This is a genomic window from Enterococcus sp. LJL99, from assembly GCF_054871725.1.
Genome location: NZ_JBTXLT010000004.1, coordinates 20,844 through 39,333 on the forward strand (window position 1 = coordinate 20,844; position 18,490 = coordinate 39,333).

Annotated in this window: 16 protein-coding genes; 10 read left to right on the plus strand and 6 right to left on the minus strand. The window is 33.6% G+C overall.

Annotated features, from left to right (window positions below; translation table 11 throughout):
* The first annotated feature begins 15 nt into the window (after positions 1 to 15).
* From ACYSNW_RS07325 to ACYSNW_RS07335, 3 genes are all read left to right on the plus strand, one after another.
* Complete coding sequence (locus ACYSNW_RS07325) at positions 16 to 936, plus strand: sensor histidine kinase (RefSeq protein ID WP_461743831.1); 921 nt, start codon at positions 16 to 18, stop codon at positions 934 to 936.
* 82 nt (positions 937 to 1,018) lie between these two features.
* Positions 1,019 to 1,483, plus strand: coding sequence for a MarR family transcriptional regulator (locus ACYSNW_RS07330; RefSeq protein WP_461743832.1), 465 nt, complete (start codon positions 1,019 to 1,021; stop codon positions 1,481 to 1,483).
* Positions 1,484 to 1,612: 129 nt separating this feature from the next.
* A complete protein-coding gene (locus ACYSNW_RS07335; RefSeq protein WP_461743833.1) occupies positions 1,613 to 2,809 on the plus strand; it encodes an MFS transporter in 1,197 nt (398 codons plus the stop codon).
* A 476-nt stretch (positions 2,810 to 3,285) separates the two neighbouring features.
* On the opposite strand, the gene ACYSNW_RS07340 is transcribed toward ACYSNW_RS07335, so the two are convergent.
* The 5 genes from ACYSNW_RS07340 to ACYSNW_RS07360 all read right to left on the minus strand — a co-directional run bounded on the left by ACYSNW_RS07340 (position 3,286) and on the right by ACYSNW_RS07360 (position 8,373).
* Positions 3,286 to 3,810, minus strand: coding sequence for a helix-turn-helix domain-containing protein (locus tag ACYSNW_RS07340; protein ID WP_461743834.1), 525 nt, complete (start codon positions 3,808 to 3,810; stop codon positions 3,286 to 3,288).
* Positions 3,811 to 5,529: 1,719 nt separating this feature from the next.
* Positions 5,530 to 6,057 (minus strand): YcxB family protein, encoded by a 528-nt coding sequence (locus ACYSNW_RS07345; RefSeq protein ID WP_461743835.1) that lies wholly within the window; start codon positions 6,055 to 6,057, stop codon positions 5,530 to 5,532.
* A 417-nt stretch (positions 6,058 to 6,474) separates the two neighbouring features.
* Complete coding sequence (locus ACYSNW_RS07350; protein ID WP_461743836.1) at positions 6,475 to 6,612, minus strand: hypothetical protein; 138 nt, start codon at positions 6,610 to 6,612, stop codon at positions 6,475 to 6,477.
* A gap of 31 nt (positions 6,613 to 6,643) precedes the next feature.
* Complete coding sequence (locus ACYSNW_RS07355) at positions 6,644 to 7,426, minus strand: ABC transporter permease (protein ID WP_461743837.1); 783 nt, start codon at positions 7,424 to 7,426, stop codon at positions 6,644 to 6,646.
* An 11-nt stretch (positions 7,427 to 7,437) separates the two neighbouring features.
* Entirely contained in the window at positions 7,438 to 8,373 is a 936-nt protein-coding gene (locus ACYSNW_RS07360; protein WP_461743838.1) for an ATP-binding cassette domain-containing protein, read from the minus strand.
* 185 nt (positions 8,374 to 8,558) lie between these two features.
* On the opposite strand from ACYSNW_RS07360, the gene ACYSNW_RS07365 reads away from it, so the two are divergent.
* Positions 8,559 to 9,065 carry a MarR family winged helix-turn-helix transcriptional regulator gene (locus ACYSNW_RS07365; protein WP_461743839.1) on the plus strand — a complete coding sequence of 169 codons (507 nt, stop codon included), beginning with the start codon at positions 8,559 to 8,561 and terminating at the stop codon, positions 9,063 to 9,065.
* Between the two features lie 876 nt (positions 9,066 to 9,941).
* On the opposite strand, the gene ACYSNW_RS07370 is transcribed toward ACYSNW_RS07365, so the two are convergent.
* Positions 9,942 to 10,442: a hypothetical protein gene (locus ACYSNW_RS07370; RefSeq protein WP_461743840.1), complete on the minus strand. Its 501-nt coding sequence runs from the start codon at positions 10,440 to 10,442 to the stop codon at positions 9,942 to 9,944.
* A 332-nt stretch (positions 10,443 to 10,774) separates the two neighbouring features.
* On the opposite strand from ACYSNW_RS07370, the gene ACYSNW_RS07375 reads away from it, so the two are divergent.
* The 6 genes from ACYSNW_RS07375 to ACYSNW_RS07400 all read left to right on the plus strand — a co-directional run bounded on the left by ACYSNW_RS07375 (position 10,775) and on the right by ACYSNW_RS07400 (position 18,486).
* A complete protein-coding gene (locus tag ACYSNW_RS07375; RefSeq protein ID WP_461743841.1) occupies positions 10,775 to 11,407 on the plus strand; it encodes an SGNH/GDSL hydrolase family protein in 633 nt (210 codons plus the stop codon).
* Between the two features lie 140 nt (positions 11,408 to 11,547).
* Positions 11,548 to 12,237 carry a FadR/GntR family transcriptional regulator gene (locus ACYSNW_RS07380; RefSeq protein ID WP_461743842.1) on the plus strand — a complete coding sequence of 230 codons (690 nt, stop codon included), beginning with the start codon at positions 11,548 to 11,550 and terminating at the stop codon, positions 12,235 to 12,237.
* A 94-nt stretch (positions 12,238 to 12,331) separates the two neighbouring features.
* A complete protein-coding gene (uxuA, locus tag ACYSNW_RS07385) occupies positions 12,332 to 13,366 on the plus strand; it encodes a mannonate dehydratase (RefSeq protein ID WP_461743843.1) in 1,035 nt (344 codons plus the stop codon).
* 15 nt (positions 13,367 to 13,381) lie between these two features.
* Positions 13,382 to 14,695 (plus strand): PTS sugar transporter subunit IIC, encoded by a 1,314-nt coding sequence (locus ACYSNW_RS07390; RefSeq protein WP_461743844.1) that lies wholly within the window; start codon positions 13,382 to 13,384, stop codon positions 14,693 to 14,695.
* Positions 14,696 to 14,722: 27 nt separating this feature from the next.
* Entirely contained in the window at positions 14,723 to 16,141 is a 1,419-nt protein-coding gene (locus ACYSNW_RS07395; protein WP_461743845.1) for a glycoside hydrolase family 1 protein, read from the plus strand.
* A 554-nt stretch (positions 16,142 to 16,695) separates the two neighbouring features.
* Positions 16,696 to 18,486: a heavy metal translocating P-type ATPase gene (locus tag ACYSNW_RS07400; protein WP_461743846.1), complete on the plus strand. Its 1,791-nt coding sequence runs from the start codon at positions 16,696 to 16,698 to the stop codon at positions 18,484 to 18,486.
* The last annotated feature ends 4 nt before the right edge of the window (positions 18,487 to 18,490 follow it).

Below are 18,490 nucleotides of genomic sequence, written 5' to 3' on the forward strand. Positions count from 1 at the left end.
GTTAGGAGGGACGAGATGTTTTATTTAATATTGATGTTGCTGGTTAGTTTGTTGTTTACTTATATAATCATAAATCACAGAAGAATAAAACGTCTTGATCGTCAATTAAAGCAGATTATCGATTTTGGTCAAACAAACGAGCGACTACGAAGTAATGGCAAAAATAAAGGAATCAATCGTTTTGTTGACAAGATTAATCAATTGATTCAGCAACATAAAAAACAAGAACATCAACAATTATCAGAGGTGCTTAAGCTAAAAAGAGAAATTACGAATATTTCCCATGATTTACGAACGCCATTAACAGCAATCAAAGGATTTACAGAGCTATTGCAGGAAGAAAAATTGATTCCAGAAAAAAGAGCGGAGTACCAAGCATTAGTGTTAAATAAAATCACGACCTTGGAAGAAACAATCGATTTATTTTATCGGATTGCACAATTAGATTCGGAAAACGAAACACCAAATTATGAACAAATATCGGTAGAAGAATTAGTGAGCGAGGCATTTCTACCTCATTATCAAGAATTTCAAGAAAGCGGGGTTCTGATGACAATTGAACCAGCTGGTCTTGAACAGAAAATATGGGTCGATCCAGCAATGACCAAGCGAATATTGACCAATATTATTCAAAATGTCTTACGTTATGCAGATTCTGAATTTCATTTATTCGTTCAAGATTTTCCAGATAAGTTAGTGATTTGTGTAGAAAATGATACCAAAGCAGCAATCAGCGAAGAAGAGTTAGCGCAACTTTTTGATCGTACCTATACAATCGATCAAAGTAGGAGCGCTGGACAAACGGGGCTGGGTTTATATATTGTTAAACAATTGATAGAGAGGCAACACGGTGCAGTGGTTGCTGAATATGAAATTGAAAGAAAACTGTTTCGCTTATCACTAACATTTTTCAAAAAAATATCGGGAAATAAGTAGTCAAAAAGAGATATTCTTATCTTTTGTTGCAAAAGAAACAAAATCCTTTTATACTAAAAGAAAACGTAAAAGAGGTTTTACGATGGATAGAAGACAACAGCTGATGAGCGAGTTGATGGATGTTTGCAACGAAATTATTTGGCTCAATAAACCAGAGCTAGAAGAAGTGCTAAAAGGCTATAGTTTGAGTGAGATTGAATTGATTGAACATGTAGAATTGATTCCCGAAGCGAACGTGACAAAACTGGCTGCTGCTAGTTATATGACTCGTGGCGCAATCAGTAAATTAGCTAAGAAGTTAATGAAAAAAGAAGTTCTTGAAAGTTATCAAAATGAGGAGAATAAAAAAGAAATCTATTTTAGGCTAACGGCAGAAGGGAAAAAAATCAATCATATTCATCAACAGTTACATCAATCGTTTTTAGAACGAGATAAAGAAGTTTTTTCACCGATGACAGATGCTGAATTTGATGCGATTTTTCGTTTCATTGGTCGCTATAGACATCATCTTAAAGCAATGGAAAAAAAGCATAAAAAACATAGTTAGAACCGAAACAAAAAAGCTACTCCACTTGTTTCGGCTTTTTTTGCACGATTAATTGTTGACAAGGAAACAATAATGTTGTACGCTTGTTTTGTTTCTTAGGAAACAATAAGAATGTAGAGGAGGATTCTTTTGAATCATTCGATCAATAAACATGCCTTTTCATTTGGCTTTATATCTGTTTTTTTAACTGGCTTAGGCTTGACAATCGTGAGTCCTGTCTTACCGTTTCTAGTTGCAAACTATACTGCTGATCCTCAACGGCAAGCGACAGCTATTACATTATTAACCGCTGTTTATGCTTGTTCAATTTTTTTAGCTGCTCCTATTTTAGGTTCCCTTAGTGATCGTTATGGTCGCCGACCTGTATTAATTCTTAGTTTACTTGGCTCTGCTTTGGGTTATTTGATCTTCGGTTTTGGCGGAGCATTATGGATTCTTTTTTTAGGACGAATCATTGAAGGGATGACAGGTGGAGAGATCTCAGCAATTTTGGCTTATTTCGCGGACATTACACCAATTAGTGATCGAACCAAGTATTTTGGTTGGATTAGTGCAGTTGTTGGCATCGGAACTGCCATGGGGCCAATCATCGGTGGTGTATTAGCAACTTTTGGAACTAGTGTACCGATGTATGTTGGTGCAGGAATTACCGTTATTAATGCAATTTATGGTTATTTCTTTATGCCAGAAAGTTTAGCAAAAGAAAAACGTACTATGAATATTTCATTGAAACAATTAAATCCTGTTACTCAACTAATGAGTGTTCTTTCTTTTGCCTCAATGAAATGGTTACTGATTTCTGGCTTCTTGATTTGGTTACCAAATGGGTCATTGCAAGCAATTTTTTCCCAATTTTCGATTGATACTTTTGCTTGGAAACCGATGTTGATTGGACTGACTTTTTCAATCATTGGAATTTTAGATATTTTTTCTCAAGCAGTGATTATGCCTCGTTTGTTGCGTTTTTTAACAGATAAGAAAATTGCTCTGCTAGGAATCAGTAGTGAAATTATTGGGTATTGTTTTATCGCTATATCGGCTTTAGTCGCTATTCCAGCCGTTTTCATTATTGGGATGATCTTTTTTGGACTAGGTGATTCGCTATTTGGTCCATCATTTAATGGGATGCTATCAAAATCAGTTAGTGATCATGAACAAGGTCGGATTCAAGGCAGTTCTCAAAGTATTCAAGCGCTAGCTCGTGTAATTGGTCCAATCATTGGCGGTCAATTGTATTCGCTAGTCAGCCATACCATGCCTGCGATCATGGGGATGATTTTACTAGTTTTGTCAACGGTGATCTTAGTAAGAAGATATCGAGGATAAAGCATTTGATTTTGATAAAATGAATATGAAACTGTTAATTAATTTTTAGATAGCGGATTTTTGTTAATTGTTTTTGACCATCTAATCTATTTCCTTATTAATTTTAACCCTACACTTAGTAATGTATATAACGTGAAAATGACAAATAATGTTTTAGGTAATCTATAACTGATATCTAAAAGATTCCCCTCTAAAAATATTAATTCTGGTTTTATTGATAACATCAGACTAACTAAAATAAGTATTCCAACTAAAATATATCCTAAACCTCTGACTTTTTGTTAATCATTCATAAGTTGAATCTCCTTTTCTTCGTTAGTTCTGACTATAAAATCAATTTTACCCTTTTGTTATATGAAAAATTCCTCTGTACTAATGCTTTACTTTGGCAGAAGCTGTTTGGAAATAGAGCTTGCTTCAAAACGCTACAAGTCAAAGCAACAGTAAGCACAGAAATTTAGTTATTGAATATCCTTTTACTGAACAGTTATATTGGTTCCTATATCAAGGCTACTTGTAATACCTATATATAAAATGTAAATATTGTAGATAAAAATAAGAATCGATAAACAGATAATTAATTTAGAGAATTGGTTATCTGTTTTATTGCGCCACAATATAAGCGGAATTGCGATTAATCCAAACGGAGCAATGGCGATTGAAAAGACTGTAAATAGTAATAATAACCAACTCTCATCGTTGTCTGATGAAAGTAACTGATGTAACTTTTTTTGTGTATCCTCTATCTCTTCTATATTTCTATTCATTTGTTCCGTTTTCTCATTAATTTCTTGTTGAAGTACCTTTGTTTCGGTCAATAAGTCATCAATTGAAACTTCATAGTACTTACTTAGTTCCACTAAATTATCTATATCAGGATAAGCTTTATCTGTTTCCCATCTAGAAATTGATTGTCTAGAAATATTTAAAAATGTCGCAACATCATTTTGAGAGTATCCTTTATCTAAACGTATTTTTTTTAAGCGTTGCCCGATTGTCATTATCTATTCACTCCTTTATTATGAAACGTTTGTTTTAAGTTATGTAACAAGTCTTCTGACGATGTCTATAAAAAATCAAATATGATTTAAATCATAACAAAGACAAATGGTTTGTCCAACTTGAAATGGTATATCTTTTATTCTCTAAGTAAGTAGAAATATCTTGTTGTGAATCCTCTTTTATTATACGCTGTTTTCTAATAAATGTTTCAAATACATGATATTTTTCTTTTCCTAAGTGTAACTTGTATTGAATATAACTCAAAAATAGTAATTATGTAAGCAATTATCAGTTTACATAGTGTCACTCAGTGAGTGCGCATGATAAATTAGTGGATTTCAAAAACGTTGATATAAAAGGAATGCTCGCTATAATTCCCCCTATGTAAATGAATGATTTCTAGTGCAAATAAGAAAAATGTAGGATAGTTATCTTATAAAAAAGAAAGAAGGTTTTATTTATGAAAAAAATTTATAACTATGGCTACGTTAAGTTTATTTGCAATAAGGCTTGTTCCCGAAGCAGTAGTGTTGGCTACTTCAAAAACTGAATTAAAAGTAGTTCTATCATTATTTATACTAATAATCATATAGTTACTATAAAAAACTCTTAATGGAGAAATTACTGTAACTAAAATGGTAAGCAATATCTGAGTCATGGGTTCTTGTTGGGATGATTGACAATATGTAGTAGTTGCTGGAAGAATCGTTAGGACTCGTTTTTCAACTTTATAAAAATTGAGATGTGAATCTTTCAATGAGAAGAATAAAAAAGTTTTGATGGAGGTAGGTAACATGAAACAATTTATTTGTAATAGTCGATATTTTATTAGTTTAATGGTCAGTATCTTGTTTTTTAATTTTAGTTTTCCTATTTCACAATTTATAGTAAATGATAATTCTAAAACCGTTTTAAATTGTTTATTTATTTCACTTGTATTAACCATAGGTATTTTTATTTTTACTAACAACACTTTGATATGGATATTCAAAATGATGAAAAAGCTATTTAAACTGTTACTTATAGTAAAGAAAAATGGGTTATAAATTATGATGAATAGAATAGTGGGAATTTTTTTCTTATTTTTTGTTTTGATATTACCTTTCATTAGCTATAGAAATTTTAAAATAGAATTTACTAGACAAAGTAAAAATGCTTACTTTTTTTGGAAAATTTTGTTTATTATAAGCATCATTATTCTTATCTCTTTAATACTACCAACTTTAATTTATTTTATTATTAGCAATTAGAAGTAGAGGATTAAAAATGATGAACTGTATTTTTGAATTTTTCTATACATTATTGGTGTTCTTCAAATTTTTTGTAACCAAGTAGGTATTATGTAACATCAGCTTCTTTCATTCGCTGTGTTTTACAGCAATTTCGGCTTATTTTATAAGAAAGAGAGTTGTTTACTTTCTTAGTTAGAATTGCCAGTTATATGACTGGCTGCTTGTTTTATGTCGTTAGTTTGGTTACTGCACTAGTCTTCGTAGAATTGATTTCTCGTATGTTGAACGTGAAAGACAATGAGCCTAAATAAATGATTAGCACACATGCTAGAAGTCGCAATTAGTGAAAAAAGAAGGACAAACCTATTCGCCGTAGATTTGCCCTTTATATTTCTCTTTTACAAATTCTTCATATTTTGCAATTTGAGTATAAAATAAATACTTTGAATAAACTTGATTGTGATAACTAATTAAATAACTATATATTTATAGGTGATTCTCAAACCACTCACGATCTTTTTGACTAATAAATTTTTTCGGTAGTAATGTACCTTCATAATTTTTAAAAAATAGATAATAGTAAAGTTCATCAACATCAATAAATTTAATATATTTTTCTTTATAAATTCTTTTTCTATCGTCATTCTCTATAGTGATGTGACCCTCACCAACACTTAAATATACTTTCTTTGTTATCTCGCCATCATCGTAATACATTTTTTGAAAATCTTTCCTAGCTTTTCTTTTATAGCATTTCCACCATAAATTTCTTGAATTAGCTTTATAATTCATAAGTCCAAAAATTGCAAGACCAATAATAAAGAAAACGATGAAGCCCATTTTTTCTTTCGTCACATTATATTCTGCTATTGGTAAAAGTATAGCCAAAATCAGAAAACACAATATATTCCATCGCTTTATTGAATCATTGATTGACGGATTGATCTGTTTTTTGACTTGATAAGCAAAAAAATTCATATTATCTTCTAGACTGATTTCATAAGATATTTTCATAACTCCTCCTAGAAAGTTTATTTTCTTTTAATTATACCATTTTTCAACTTCATATAGCTTACCCATGTGATGAAATAACATGCTATGTATAGCGATTATGTAAAATGATTAGAAAAGATTTAGAAGGTGAATAAAATGAAACAAGAAACTGAATCCATGGATAGATATTTACAAAACTTGCCAAAATTGTCATAGGACTCGTTTAAAATAAAAGATTTAAGCAAGCTATTATTTTCTAAAAGATGACAGTGAACTGACTATTATAAATAAAGTTTTTTTATTTGTTCGAGATGAAATAGATTATAAAAAAATAATCGTCATCTTTTTTTGGAAGATAACGGTTATTTTTTGATTTAACTAAATTTGTGTTACTGGCTTAAATGATTCTACCTAAGACGTTAGGATAAACATTTTGAACTATGCACCAACCAAATTCTGTAGCCAATTATTACGAAGTTCGAATTCGATTTTTTGTTTCTCGCTTTCCCAAAGTATTTGAATCTTTTTTGCTGATTTTTCAAGTAATTTTTTTTGTTCGATTTTGAATTTTTCCATAAAGCATCTTCCTTTCTTTTTTAATAAGTTATTACACTTTTTTGTTATAAAGTTTTAAAGTGATCGGTGCAAAAATCAAGACAATGACAATACTAGAAAGTAATGTCCAAAGAGCATCCATCCCCATTTGTCCTTGGGTGACCATTTGACGATAGGCTTCGATCACGTGAGTCACTGGATTGATCGTCGCAAAGTTACGCAATAATGTTGGTAGGGTATCAGTTGGAACGAAGGCGCTAGATAAGAAGGTCAACATCATCATGATCATCATTGATAATCCTTGGATAGTTGCGGCATTTTTCATAATCAATCCTAAGACTGCGAACACCCAACTTAGAGACCACGCAGTAAAAATCGCTAAAATTGTTGCGGCGATAACCCACAAAAAGTTTGCTTCTGGGCGCCAACCAATAATAAAACCGGTCAACAATGTAATACAAGCTGCAATCACATAGCGGACAATATCGGCAACTAAAATTCCCGCTAAAGGTGCAATTCGAGCAATCGGTAAAGATTTAAAGCGATCAAATACTCCTGTATCAATATCTTCTCTTAATTGCGTTCCGGCGCCGCTGGTAGTAGAAAGCAGTGTTTGAACTAAGACACCTGGTATGATGATCGGTAGATAAGCTTGGACATTTCCTGAAATCGCGCCACCAAAAATATAAGTAAACATAATGGTAAAAAAGACGGGCATCAAAGTAACATCTAATAATTTATCTGGGTTATGTTTGATTTTTAATAAAGTTCGATAGCTCATTGTTGTAATATCTGAGAATGTTTTACTCAATCCATAATTGATTTTTCTTTCCATGTTTTTCACTCCTATTTATGTGTTAAAGTCAAAAAGACTTCATCTAAACTTGGTTGACGGACAGATAATTGTTCAACGGTGATCTTTTCAGTAGAGAACTCATTTAAAATTGGTGAGAGAAAATCGACATTTTCCATTGGCAATCTTAAAGTATTTTCTTCTTGATCTGTTTGTACGGTTTCGTTGGTCACTTTTTCTAAAATAGATTTGCCTTTTTCTAGTTGCTGTTCATCTTGCAATGAAATTTCTAACGTAGAAGAACCAACTTTTTGTTTTAATTGATTAGCAGTGCCCATTGCAACGATTGCTCCATGGTCGATGATCATCATTCGATCGGCTAATTGATCTGCTTCTTCTAAATATTGCGTCGTTAATACAACAGTTGCGCCATTGTTAACTAATTTCTTGATCGTTCCCCACATTTCGCCTCGTGTTCGTGGATCAAGCCCTGTTGTTGGTTCATCTAAAAAGATGATTTTTGGTTGTGCAATCAAACTAACCGCTAAATCCAAACGACGTCTCATCCCACCAGAAAAATTCTTCAATGCACGATTTTTGGCATATTTTAAGGAAAATTCTTTTAGCAATTCATCGATCCTGATAGCTGTTTCTTTTTTAGTTAGCCCATTTAATTTACAGAAAATCGCTAGATTCTCATAAGCAGATAATTCTTCGTCAACAGATGCGTATTGTCCTGTTAAACCGATGGTACGTCGAACGATTTGTGGATTTTTCACTAAATCGATACCAGAGAGAGTTGCGTTTCCACTATCTGGCTGTAATAGAGTTGCTAGCATTCGGACAAGTGTTGTTTTTCCCGCACCATTAGGCCCCAATATTCCAAAAATTTCTCCTTTTTTTACTTCAAAACTGACTGAATCAACTGCTTTAAATGAACCAAAAGATTTGCTTAAGTTGTTTACTTCAATAACATTTATATTTTGCATACTAAATTTCTCCTTTATTACTAATTTAAAAATATTATCTGGGTACCTGATGAAACTAATAATAAAGGTACCTGACTAATTTGTCAATCCTTTTTTTGAAAAAAGTAAGCCAACCTGATAAAATAATAATCAAAGAAGAAATTTAGTTGAAATTTTATGAAAATCAAAGGAGATAGGTGATAGGAATGGAAAAGCAAGAACGAAATTCGATCAGTCGCAATGTAGCTCAGAAGTTTATGAATTTAGATGGTTTGCTTCATATTTATTTTCGGAAAAATCGTAAAGGCTTACTTAATTTTGGGAATCGTTTTGAAGGTCAGGGACAAATCTTATATATATTAGAAAGACAACCAATCATTTCTCAAAAAGAGTTGAATCGAATGGTAAAAATGCGCCCGCAATCTACATCAGAAATGATTAAAAAACTAGAGGATAAAGGTTATGTTCGGAGATACCCATCTGAAATGGATCGCCGTGTGTTGATGATCGAATTGACAGAGGAAGGGAAAAAATTCACTGAAAATAAATTTGATAACGATTTTAAGCCGATAGCTTTAGATGTCTTGACGGATGAAGAATTGAGTCAATTCTCAGAAATATTGGATAAATTAAATGATGGGATGATCGAAAAATTAGAACTTTCTCCAGATGATTTGAAACGCTTTTCTCCAGGAAGAAGAAGACCGTTTTAGTAGGATGGTGAGAAGTTGTGTAATAGGAAACTAAGGAATTAGTTTGTAGTAATGAGTTAAGTAGCTATATTGTGTTGGGTGTATGATTCATAAAAAAGACATTTCAATTTATAGCTTAGTTTTGAATAGGTTTAGATAAATGCGGAAAAGTTTTATATTTTACAATTAGCATTGAATAATATTGGTAGAAAGTTTGAGGCGGTCGGCTTAAGCCCAAAAGAAATGGAGATGCCTATGTTGACTTGTGGCTATACTCCTAGAAAGGAAGATACGAAGCATTGATGTTTGCGTTAGCATTTGCAACATTGATTTTCAATATCAGTAATAAGAACAACAAAAAATAGACTGTCTCAACTTTGGAAGGTTGACAGTCTATTTTTTAGATTATAAACTAAGCCGCCACTTTGAACGGTCTGCACAAGAGGGGATGTTGTTGCCTCTCTCTTTTGTCTATTTTAGTGTATCACTTTTTTAATGAAATTGCGAATAAACTTTGTCGATTTGTTGACGAAACTTTTATTTCATAAATGTTAGATATGGGGACCCTATGTAAGCGATATCGGAGACTGGAAAAGTAAAAGTAGTTAGAAGATACGCTATAATTGATTGACTAATTATCATAATAGTTAATGGTTCAAAAATTTTTTGAGGAATGATTCTCAGTTACTTCCGTGATATTAGTACTCGTATGATTTTATGTCACGAAAGATTTATCATTTGTAAAAGAGTATGATATAAAGATGAAGGTATAAGAAAAAAACGCCAAATCAAGAAACTTTATTGTTCTAGATTGAACGCTTTTTTCTATATCTTATTTATTTATTACTATTACTTTTATTTATTTTTAGAATAGCTAGTGATTTTTAGAGCACTATTTTATTGTTCTAAATGTTTATGTGCAGTATCTACATCTTCTTTTACAGTATCGTAATCGAAGCGTTCGATGTTACCGTCTAATTTATCTACAATTAACGTATTTAATAACTCTGGATCAACTTCATCCATATAAATTAGCAAACCGACTTCATTGTTGTCTAATTTTTGTGCAATGCTATCAAAAATCGTATTATTTTTTTTCGCTTTTACATAGTTTGTACCTGCTCCAGCTAAATCTCCGATGATCCAGCCGCACAAAATGCCTAAAGGTCCAGCTAATATTCCGACAATCATCCCGATAATTCCACCAGTAAATACACGGTTAGCGCTTTGGTAATCTAAGCCGTCTTTAATGGAAAAACTTGAGCCGTCGTTGTCTTTTTGAATAATTACAGCTTGTTTGACTCCTAGTGTTCGGCTGTCAGCTAAATTTTTTAGTTTCGACATAGCTTCATACGTTTTTGACTGATCTTTATAGGTGATTAACGCGATTTTTTTCATTGAAATACCTACTTTCTTTTTCTATTATTTACAAAAACAACTTTATCATTAAACGATTGTGAAATTTTTCTTTTTTTTAATCAATTTAAGAAAAGGAACTGGAAAAAAATAAAATAGTACTGATCTTAATTTCCTAGTAGCAATGGTTTGTTTCGTTTATTTTCTATTAATCGTCTATTTTCTTGATAAGATTATTTGCTAAAATTTGATTGTCAGAAAATTATTAATATGTTACGTTTATCGTGAGTAATTGAGTGACGTTTTTAATTGTATCAAAAATGGTAAGGGTTACAATTAAAAGAAACTAGTTTAAGATGAGGAGAAAAGTAGTGATGAAATTAGAGCAAAAGCAACGTATTTTGTTTATTGGTGATAGTATTACAGATGCCGATAGAAATAGAGAGAATCCCTATGATTTAGGAACGGGCTTTCCTTTGTTTGTTAGCGGTGCGTTAGGAGCGAAATATCCAGAGTATCAATTAACGTTTTTTAATCGTGGAATTGGTGGGAATAAAATTGCCGATTTGTTGGCACGAACGGAAGCAGATTGTGTAGCGTTAAAACCAGATAGTATTGTTCTTTTGATTGGGATCAATGATGTTTGGCATAATGTTGATCGGGAAAGTTTTGCGACAGAAGACTCTGCTTTGACATTTGAGCGACACTATCGTCAATTGCTTGATGAATATCAAAAAGTGACTTCAAATATATTGATTTTAGAACCGTTTGTTTTAAATTATCCAATCGATCGAATGAATTGGCGTGCCGATTTAGATCCGAAAATCCAAATAATTCGTCGATTAGCGCAAGAGTATCAGTGTGAGTTTGTTGCGCTAGATGGACCTTTGAATGAAAAAGCACTTGCCTCAAATCCTAAAATTTATACAGGTGAAGATGGTGTTCACCCTACTCCTGTTGGCCATTATGAAATTGCTCAACGAGTCTTAGCTCATTTTGAGTCATAGTTAAAAACTTGAATTACGAATAAATCATCAGATGATTATTTGCTGGAGACTTTATTTTTATTGTAGGTATCAGTGTGTATTTTATCTGAAAATAAGATATAATTATAAACGTCAGATGATTTTTTGAGAGGAGGAGCGATGTGGAAGAAGGAAAAACACTCGTTGGAGTAACAACAGATAAACTGATTCAATTTATTAAAGACTGTAATTTTACAATCGGTGATAAGTTGCCGAACGAATATGAATTGTCTAAGCAACTAGATGTTGGTCGTAGTACGATTCGAGAAGCGGTTCGAGCATTGGCTTCTCGGAATATTTTAGAGGTGCGCCAAGGTGCGGGAACTTTTGTGAGTGAGCGTAGAGGGATCGCGACAGACCCGTTAGGTTTTTCGATGGTTAAAGATCAAGATCAAATGATTCGGGATTTGTTTGAGTTGCGCTATCTGCTAGAACCTAAAATGGCAGCCTTGGCGGCACGTTATGCTACAGAACAACAAATAATGAAACTTGAAGAACTACGAGAGGCAATCGAGCAGTCTTTTTTTAATGGTGACGAGGAACATATTCAATTGGATATTGCATTTCATACAACAATTGCAGAAGCTAGTGGAAATGTGGCGTTGTTCCATCTTATGCCTGTCATTAATCAATCAATTGCATTGTTTAATAAGGATTATTCGAGTAAGCAAATTAAAACGGAAACAGTGCAGTTGCATCGCGATATTGTAGATGCTGTGATGCGGAGGCGTGAAACAGAAGCGATGGATGCTATGTTGATTCATATGGCAAATAATCGTCGAGAAGTCGAACGAGCGATTCGCGAAAAGTAAATTGAATAACTTTTTATTGACAAATCATCTGATGTATTTTATATTAAAATCATCAGATGATTATTTTGTTGTTTACAAGATTGGGGGACTCTAAATGAAACTAGCTATTCGCTGGTACGGACTTGAAGATAAAGTAACGTTGAATTATATTCGGCAAATTCCTAATGTGAAAGAAATTGTAAGCGCTGTATATAATGTACCTGTGGGTGATGTGTGGTCGAATGAAAAAATTGCTGATTTAAAACAAAGGATAGAATATTATGATTTGGTATTTGAAACGGTTGAAAGTGTTCCTGTTCATGAGGCAATCAAATTAGGAAAAATAGAACGAGAACAGTATATTTTGAATTACCAACAGACGCTTAGAAACTTAGCTTCATTTGGTATCAAAACAGTTTGTTATAATTTTATGCCTATTTTTGATTGGACACGAACTAATTTAACCTATGAAAATAAGGATGGTTCCACGTCTTTAGCGCTAAGCCAAAAAGAATTAGCATTAATCAATCCGATGGACAAATCACTTTCGTTACCTGGTTGGGATGAATCTTATACTCGAGAGGAATTGAATGATTTATTTGAGGCGTATGCAACGATTGATGAAGAACAGTTGTGGCAAAATCTTACCTATTTTTTATCAGCAATTATTCCAGTTGCGGAAGAAGTTGGCATCAACATGGCGATTCATCCAGATGATCCGCCCTATTCAATTTTTGGATTGCCAAGAATTATTACTGGAATCGATTCTTATCAGCGACTATTTAAGATAAATCCTAGTCGAAATAATGGTGTGACCTTTTGTAGTGGCTCTTTAGGGTCCAGCGTTGCAAATGATTTAAATCAGATTTTAAGTTTTTGTTTAGCAGAAAAGAAAGTTCATTTCATTCATTTGAGAAATGTTCGCTTGCATGAAAATAATGATTTTGAAGAAACGGCTCATCCGTCTAATATGGGGTCTGTCGATATGGTTGCATTGATGAAGTTGTTGCATGCTCATCGGTATAAAGGTCCATTACGACCCGACCATGGCCGAATGATTTTTGGAGAAACAGGTAGACCGGGCTATGGTTTGTATGATCGGGCATTAGGAGCGAGTTATTTGTATGGAGTATGGGAAGCGTTAACATAAAGGAGGAAGATTCATATGGGAAAAGGAACGTTTATGGACAAGTTAGCTGGTGTTTTAGGAAATGTTGCAACTAAGATTAATTCACTTCGTTATATTATGGTCATTAAAAATGCGTTTGCAGCGTTGATTCCTGTTATTATCACAGGAGCTTTCGGTACCTTGTTTTCAGCCATGGTTTTTGATGCTGAAAATGGGTTGGCTCAAATCAGTTTCTTACGCTTTTTAGCTGATTTAAAGCCGATTGCTTCGACGGTTAGTTACGTTACGCTAAGTTTTCTAACGATTTATGCAGTCTTCTTGATTGGGATTGAATTAGCAAAATTAAACCATATCAAGGGTGTATTTCCAGGGATTGTCGCTGTAATGTCCTATCTGTCCGTCAATCCTACAACGTATAATTTTTTAAACGCAGAGAATCAAGAAGTGCTTGTAGAAAATGTACTAGCCAAACAATACACAGATACGAAAGGCTTATTTTTAGGGATGTTTGTTGCAATCGCTTCTGTTGAGTTGTATTCGTGGCTTGGTCGTCAGAAAAAACTACAATTAAAAATGCCTGACACGGTTCCAACAAATGTATCGGCAAGTTTTTCGGCACTATTTCCCACAATAATTACAGTCGCTAGTATCGCAACGATTGGTTTTGCAATCAAAGCAATTACCGGTATGTACGCTTATGATATTATTTATAATGTAGTTCAAAAACCATTAGAAGGTGTGGTACAAGGATTACCAGGAATTTTACTATTGATGTTTATCGCTCAAATTTTTTGGGTGATTGGGATTCATGGAAATCAAATGGTCAAACCGATTCGTGAACCGTTATTACTTGCGGCAATCGCGGTTAATACAGAAGCTTTTGAAGCAGGAAAAGAAATACCGAATATTATTACAATGCCTTTTTGGGATATGTATATGAGTATGGGTGGTTCTGGTGTGACAATTGGTTTATTAGTGGCAATTTTGTTGGTCGGAAAACGAGCGGATATGCGAGAAATTACCAAATTATCTTTAGCTCCAGGGATTTTTAATATCAATGAACCCGTGATTTTTGGCATGCCAATTATGCTGAATCCTATTTTAGCCATTCCGTTTATTGTCACGCCATTAGTGACTGGTACGATTGGGTATGTTGCGACATCATTAGGATTTGCGGCTAAAGCAGTTGTAATGGTACCTTGGCCAATGCCGCCAATCGTTAATGCTTATTTAGCAACTGCGGGTGACATTGGAGCAGTGATTACGCAAATTATCTGTATCATTGTTGCGATTTTGATTTATTTACCATTTGTAAAAATATCTAATAAAGTGACACAAGAAGTTGTATAAGCATATTATTTATTTAAGGAGGATATTATGAAGATTTCGATTCCGAAAAATTTTATTATTGGTGCAGCTTCTTCGGCTTGGCAAACAGAAGGCTGGAAAGGTAAAAAAGAGGGACAAGATTCTTTTATCGATAGTTGGTATAAAAATGAGCGCTTTGTTTGGCATGATGGGTTCGGGCCTGCTGTAGCAACAAATTTTATGGAAAACTATTCAGAAGATATAAAATTGATGAAGGAAATTAAACTTACTCATTATCGAACATCGATCAATTGGGCTCGCTTTTTTACAGATTATGAAAATTTAATCGTAGATGAGGAGTATGCACAACATATTGATGATGTGGTGGATGGATTGATTGCAGCCGGTGTAGAACCAATGCTTTGTTTAGAGCACTATGAAGTTCCAACATTTTTAATGGATACTTATGATGGTTGGTCTTCAAAAAAGGTAGTAGAATTATATACAAAGTATGCAAAAATAGCCTTTGATCGATATGGTGATCGTGTGAAACAGTGGTTCACCTTTAATGAACCGATTGTTAGTCAAACACGTTGTTATTTAGATGCCATTCGTTGGCCGCATGAACAAAATACGAAAAAATGGATGCTTTGGAATTACCATAAAGTATTGGCAACAGCTAAGGCAGTTGAAGTCTATCACGCTGGAAATTATGGGGGGAGAATCGGCTGTATCTTAAATCCTGAAATGGTCTATCCTCGTTCTTCGTCTAAAGAAGATCAACAAGCAGCACAGGTATATGATTTATTTTTCAATCGTGTTTATTTCGATCCAATGGTCAAAGGGAGCTATCCAGAAGAGTTGATTGCTTTGTGTAAAAAGCATGCGATTTATTTTGATCCAACTGCAGAAGAACTTGCGATTATTAAAGAAAACACTGTTGATTTTTTAGGTGTGAATCAATATTATCCGAAACGAGTTAGAGCACCACGCTATGAATGGAATAAACAAACACCTTTTCATCCCGAAATGTATTATGAATCCTTTGATTTACCTGGAAAAAAGATGAATAATTCTAGAGGATGGGAAATTTATCCCGAAATCATGTATGATATGTCGATGTATTTGAAGAAAAACTATGGTGATATTCCTTGGGTTGTAAGTGAAAATGGAATGGGACGTGAAAATGAGAAACAATTTATGGATGAGAATGGAATCGTCGAGGATCACTATCGAATCGACTTTATTTCTCAACATCTGTATCATTTACTTCGTGCAGTAAAAGAAGGTGCAAATTGTGAAGGCTATATGTTATGGGCATTTACCGATTGTGTTTCACCGATGAATGCCTTTAAAAACCGCTATGGTTTAGTCAGAATTGAATTGAATGAGGAACGAACTCGTTCACTTAAGAAATCAGCTTTTTGGTATAAATCCTTGGTTGAAGAACGTATTTTAGAAATAGCTGAGGATAAAGAGTATAAGTAGAATAGAGCGACAAATGACGAAAATAGATCGTAATTATAAAAATTGTTCTCTAAGCAACTGATTTCAATTTGATTTGATTGGAATTCTATGCTAGAAATAGGTTGGAACAGAAGTGATTAACTCCAATAAATAAGCGACAACTCACGAAAATTATTTTTCAAATTTTTGTGAGTTGTCGTTTATTTTCATAGGAGTTACTTCTACTTCAACTTCCACGGTTTATTCGGTTTTAGGATATAAAACAAAAATAGTTCTTATGTTTGTATCACTTAATTTTTTTTTACAGCGAAATTTTGAAGCGGTTTGATATTTACAATAAGTCGAAAAAATATACAATTTTTTAACGGTATTATTATTTCGATGTTACGTTGCATTTGTTTAGAATGAACTAAGGTGAATGATTGTATCTTATTAATTATTAGAGGAGTCTTTTGCTCAGTGAGAATCTTTTGTTTTTAATGAAACGATTATCATTTTCATTTAGTACGATTTAATATTTTTTTTCAATAACATATGCTACTTTTATTATAAAGAATAGAAATCGGGTGAGTAAGATGTCAAACTTTAAAAAATTGGTTGTAATCATTAGTGTTGGGGTTGTGGCATTAATCAGTGAATTTGTTTTTAAAATGCCAAATATCGCTTTTTATCTAATCGCTATTGTCGGTGGATTAACGACAATTTCTATGTTTATCGGAATGGTCAAAACGATAAAATCTGGTCAATATGGAGTCGATATTCTTGCGATTACGGCAATCGTGGCTACTTTAGCGGTTGGGGAATATTGGGCGAGTTTAGTTGTCTTGATTATGTTGACCGGTGGGGACAGTTTGGAAGATTACGCAGGGAAACAAGCGAGTAAAGATTTGAATGCATTATTAGATAATTCACCACAGATTGCGCATAAAGTTGAAGCAGATAAAGTAATTGATTTAGCTGTTGATAAAGTGGCAATAGGTGATAAAATTCTTGTTAAACCAGGAGAAATCATTCCAGTTGATGGTCGAATGATTGAAGGAGAGACCGTAATAGATGAGTCTTCTTTGACTGGTGAATCAAAACCAATTGAGAAAAAAGTTGGTGATGATCTAATGTCAGGTTCGATTAATGGGGATGATGCGTTTACGTTTGAAGTAACGAAAAGCGCAGAGAATAGCCAATATCAAATGCTAGTCAAATTAGTCAAAGAATCGAAAGAAAAACCCGCTCATTTTGTTCGTTTAGCGGATCAATATGCGGTACCGTTTACGATAATTGCTTATGTCATCGGGGGTCTATCGTGGTTTATTTCTAAAGATCCAGTCCGTTTTGCTGAAGTTTTAGTTGTTGCTTCGCCTTGTCCTTTGATTTTAGCGGCTCCAATTGCATTAGTAGCGGGTATGAGTAAATCAAGTCGCAATGGAATTGTAGTAAAAAACGGGACAGTGATTGAAAAATTAGCGCGAGCTAAAAGTATTGCGTTTGATAAAACTGGAACATTGACGAAAGGTGTATTGAATGTTGATGGGATTCAATCAGTTGATTCTGCATTTGATGCTGAAACACTTGTGAAAATTGCTGCTAGTGCAGAGCAAGATTCTTCTCATATTTTGGCACGTTCATTAGTGTTTTATGCAAAAGAAAAAAAGCTTGATCTATATCCTGTTTTTAATTTAAAAGAAGTGACCGGCAAAGGCATTGAAGCGACTGTCGATAATAAACTTATTCATATCGGTCGAGCTGATTTTGCTAATTGTTCAAATTCGATTTCAAGTAATCAAACTACGATTTATATTTCGAGTGATAATCAATTCGTTGGAACGATTACTTTTATTGATGAAATTCGTCCAGAGGCAAAACAAACGTTGGCTAGCTTGAAAAATTTAGGGTTCGAAAAATTGATTATGTTAACGGGAGATAAGCAAGTAATTGCCGATAAAATTGCAAAAGAAGTAGGAATTAATGAGGTACATGCGGAATGTCTACCAGAAGATAAAATCAATGCCTTAAAAAATATACCTGCTGAGTTAAGACCAGAAGTAATGGTGGGAGATGGCGTAAATGATGCACCTGCACTTGCGATTGCTGATGTTGGAATTGCCATGGGTGCGCATGGTTCAACGGCCGCAAGTGAAAGTGCTGATATTGTCATTTTAAAAGATGATCTTTCTCGAGTGGCAACAGGAGTCAAAATTTCAAAACAGACAATGGTTATTGCGAGACAATCTGTTTTAATCGGAATTGTGATTTGTACGATTTTGATGTTGATTGCTAGTACAGGTGTGATTCCTGCACTGGTAGGGGCGGCGCTACAAGAACTTGTCGATGTTTCATCCATTCTTTCAGCTTTACGGGCGCGAAAATAATGTT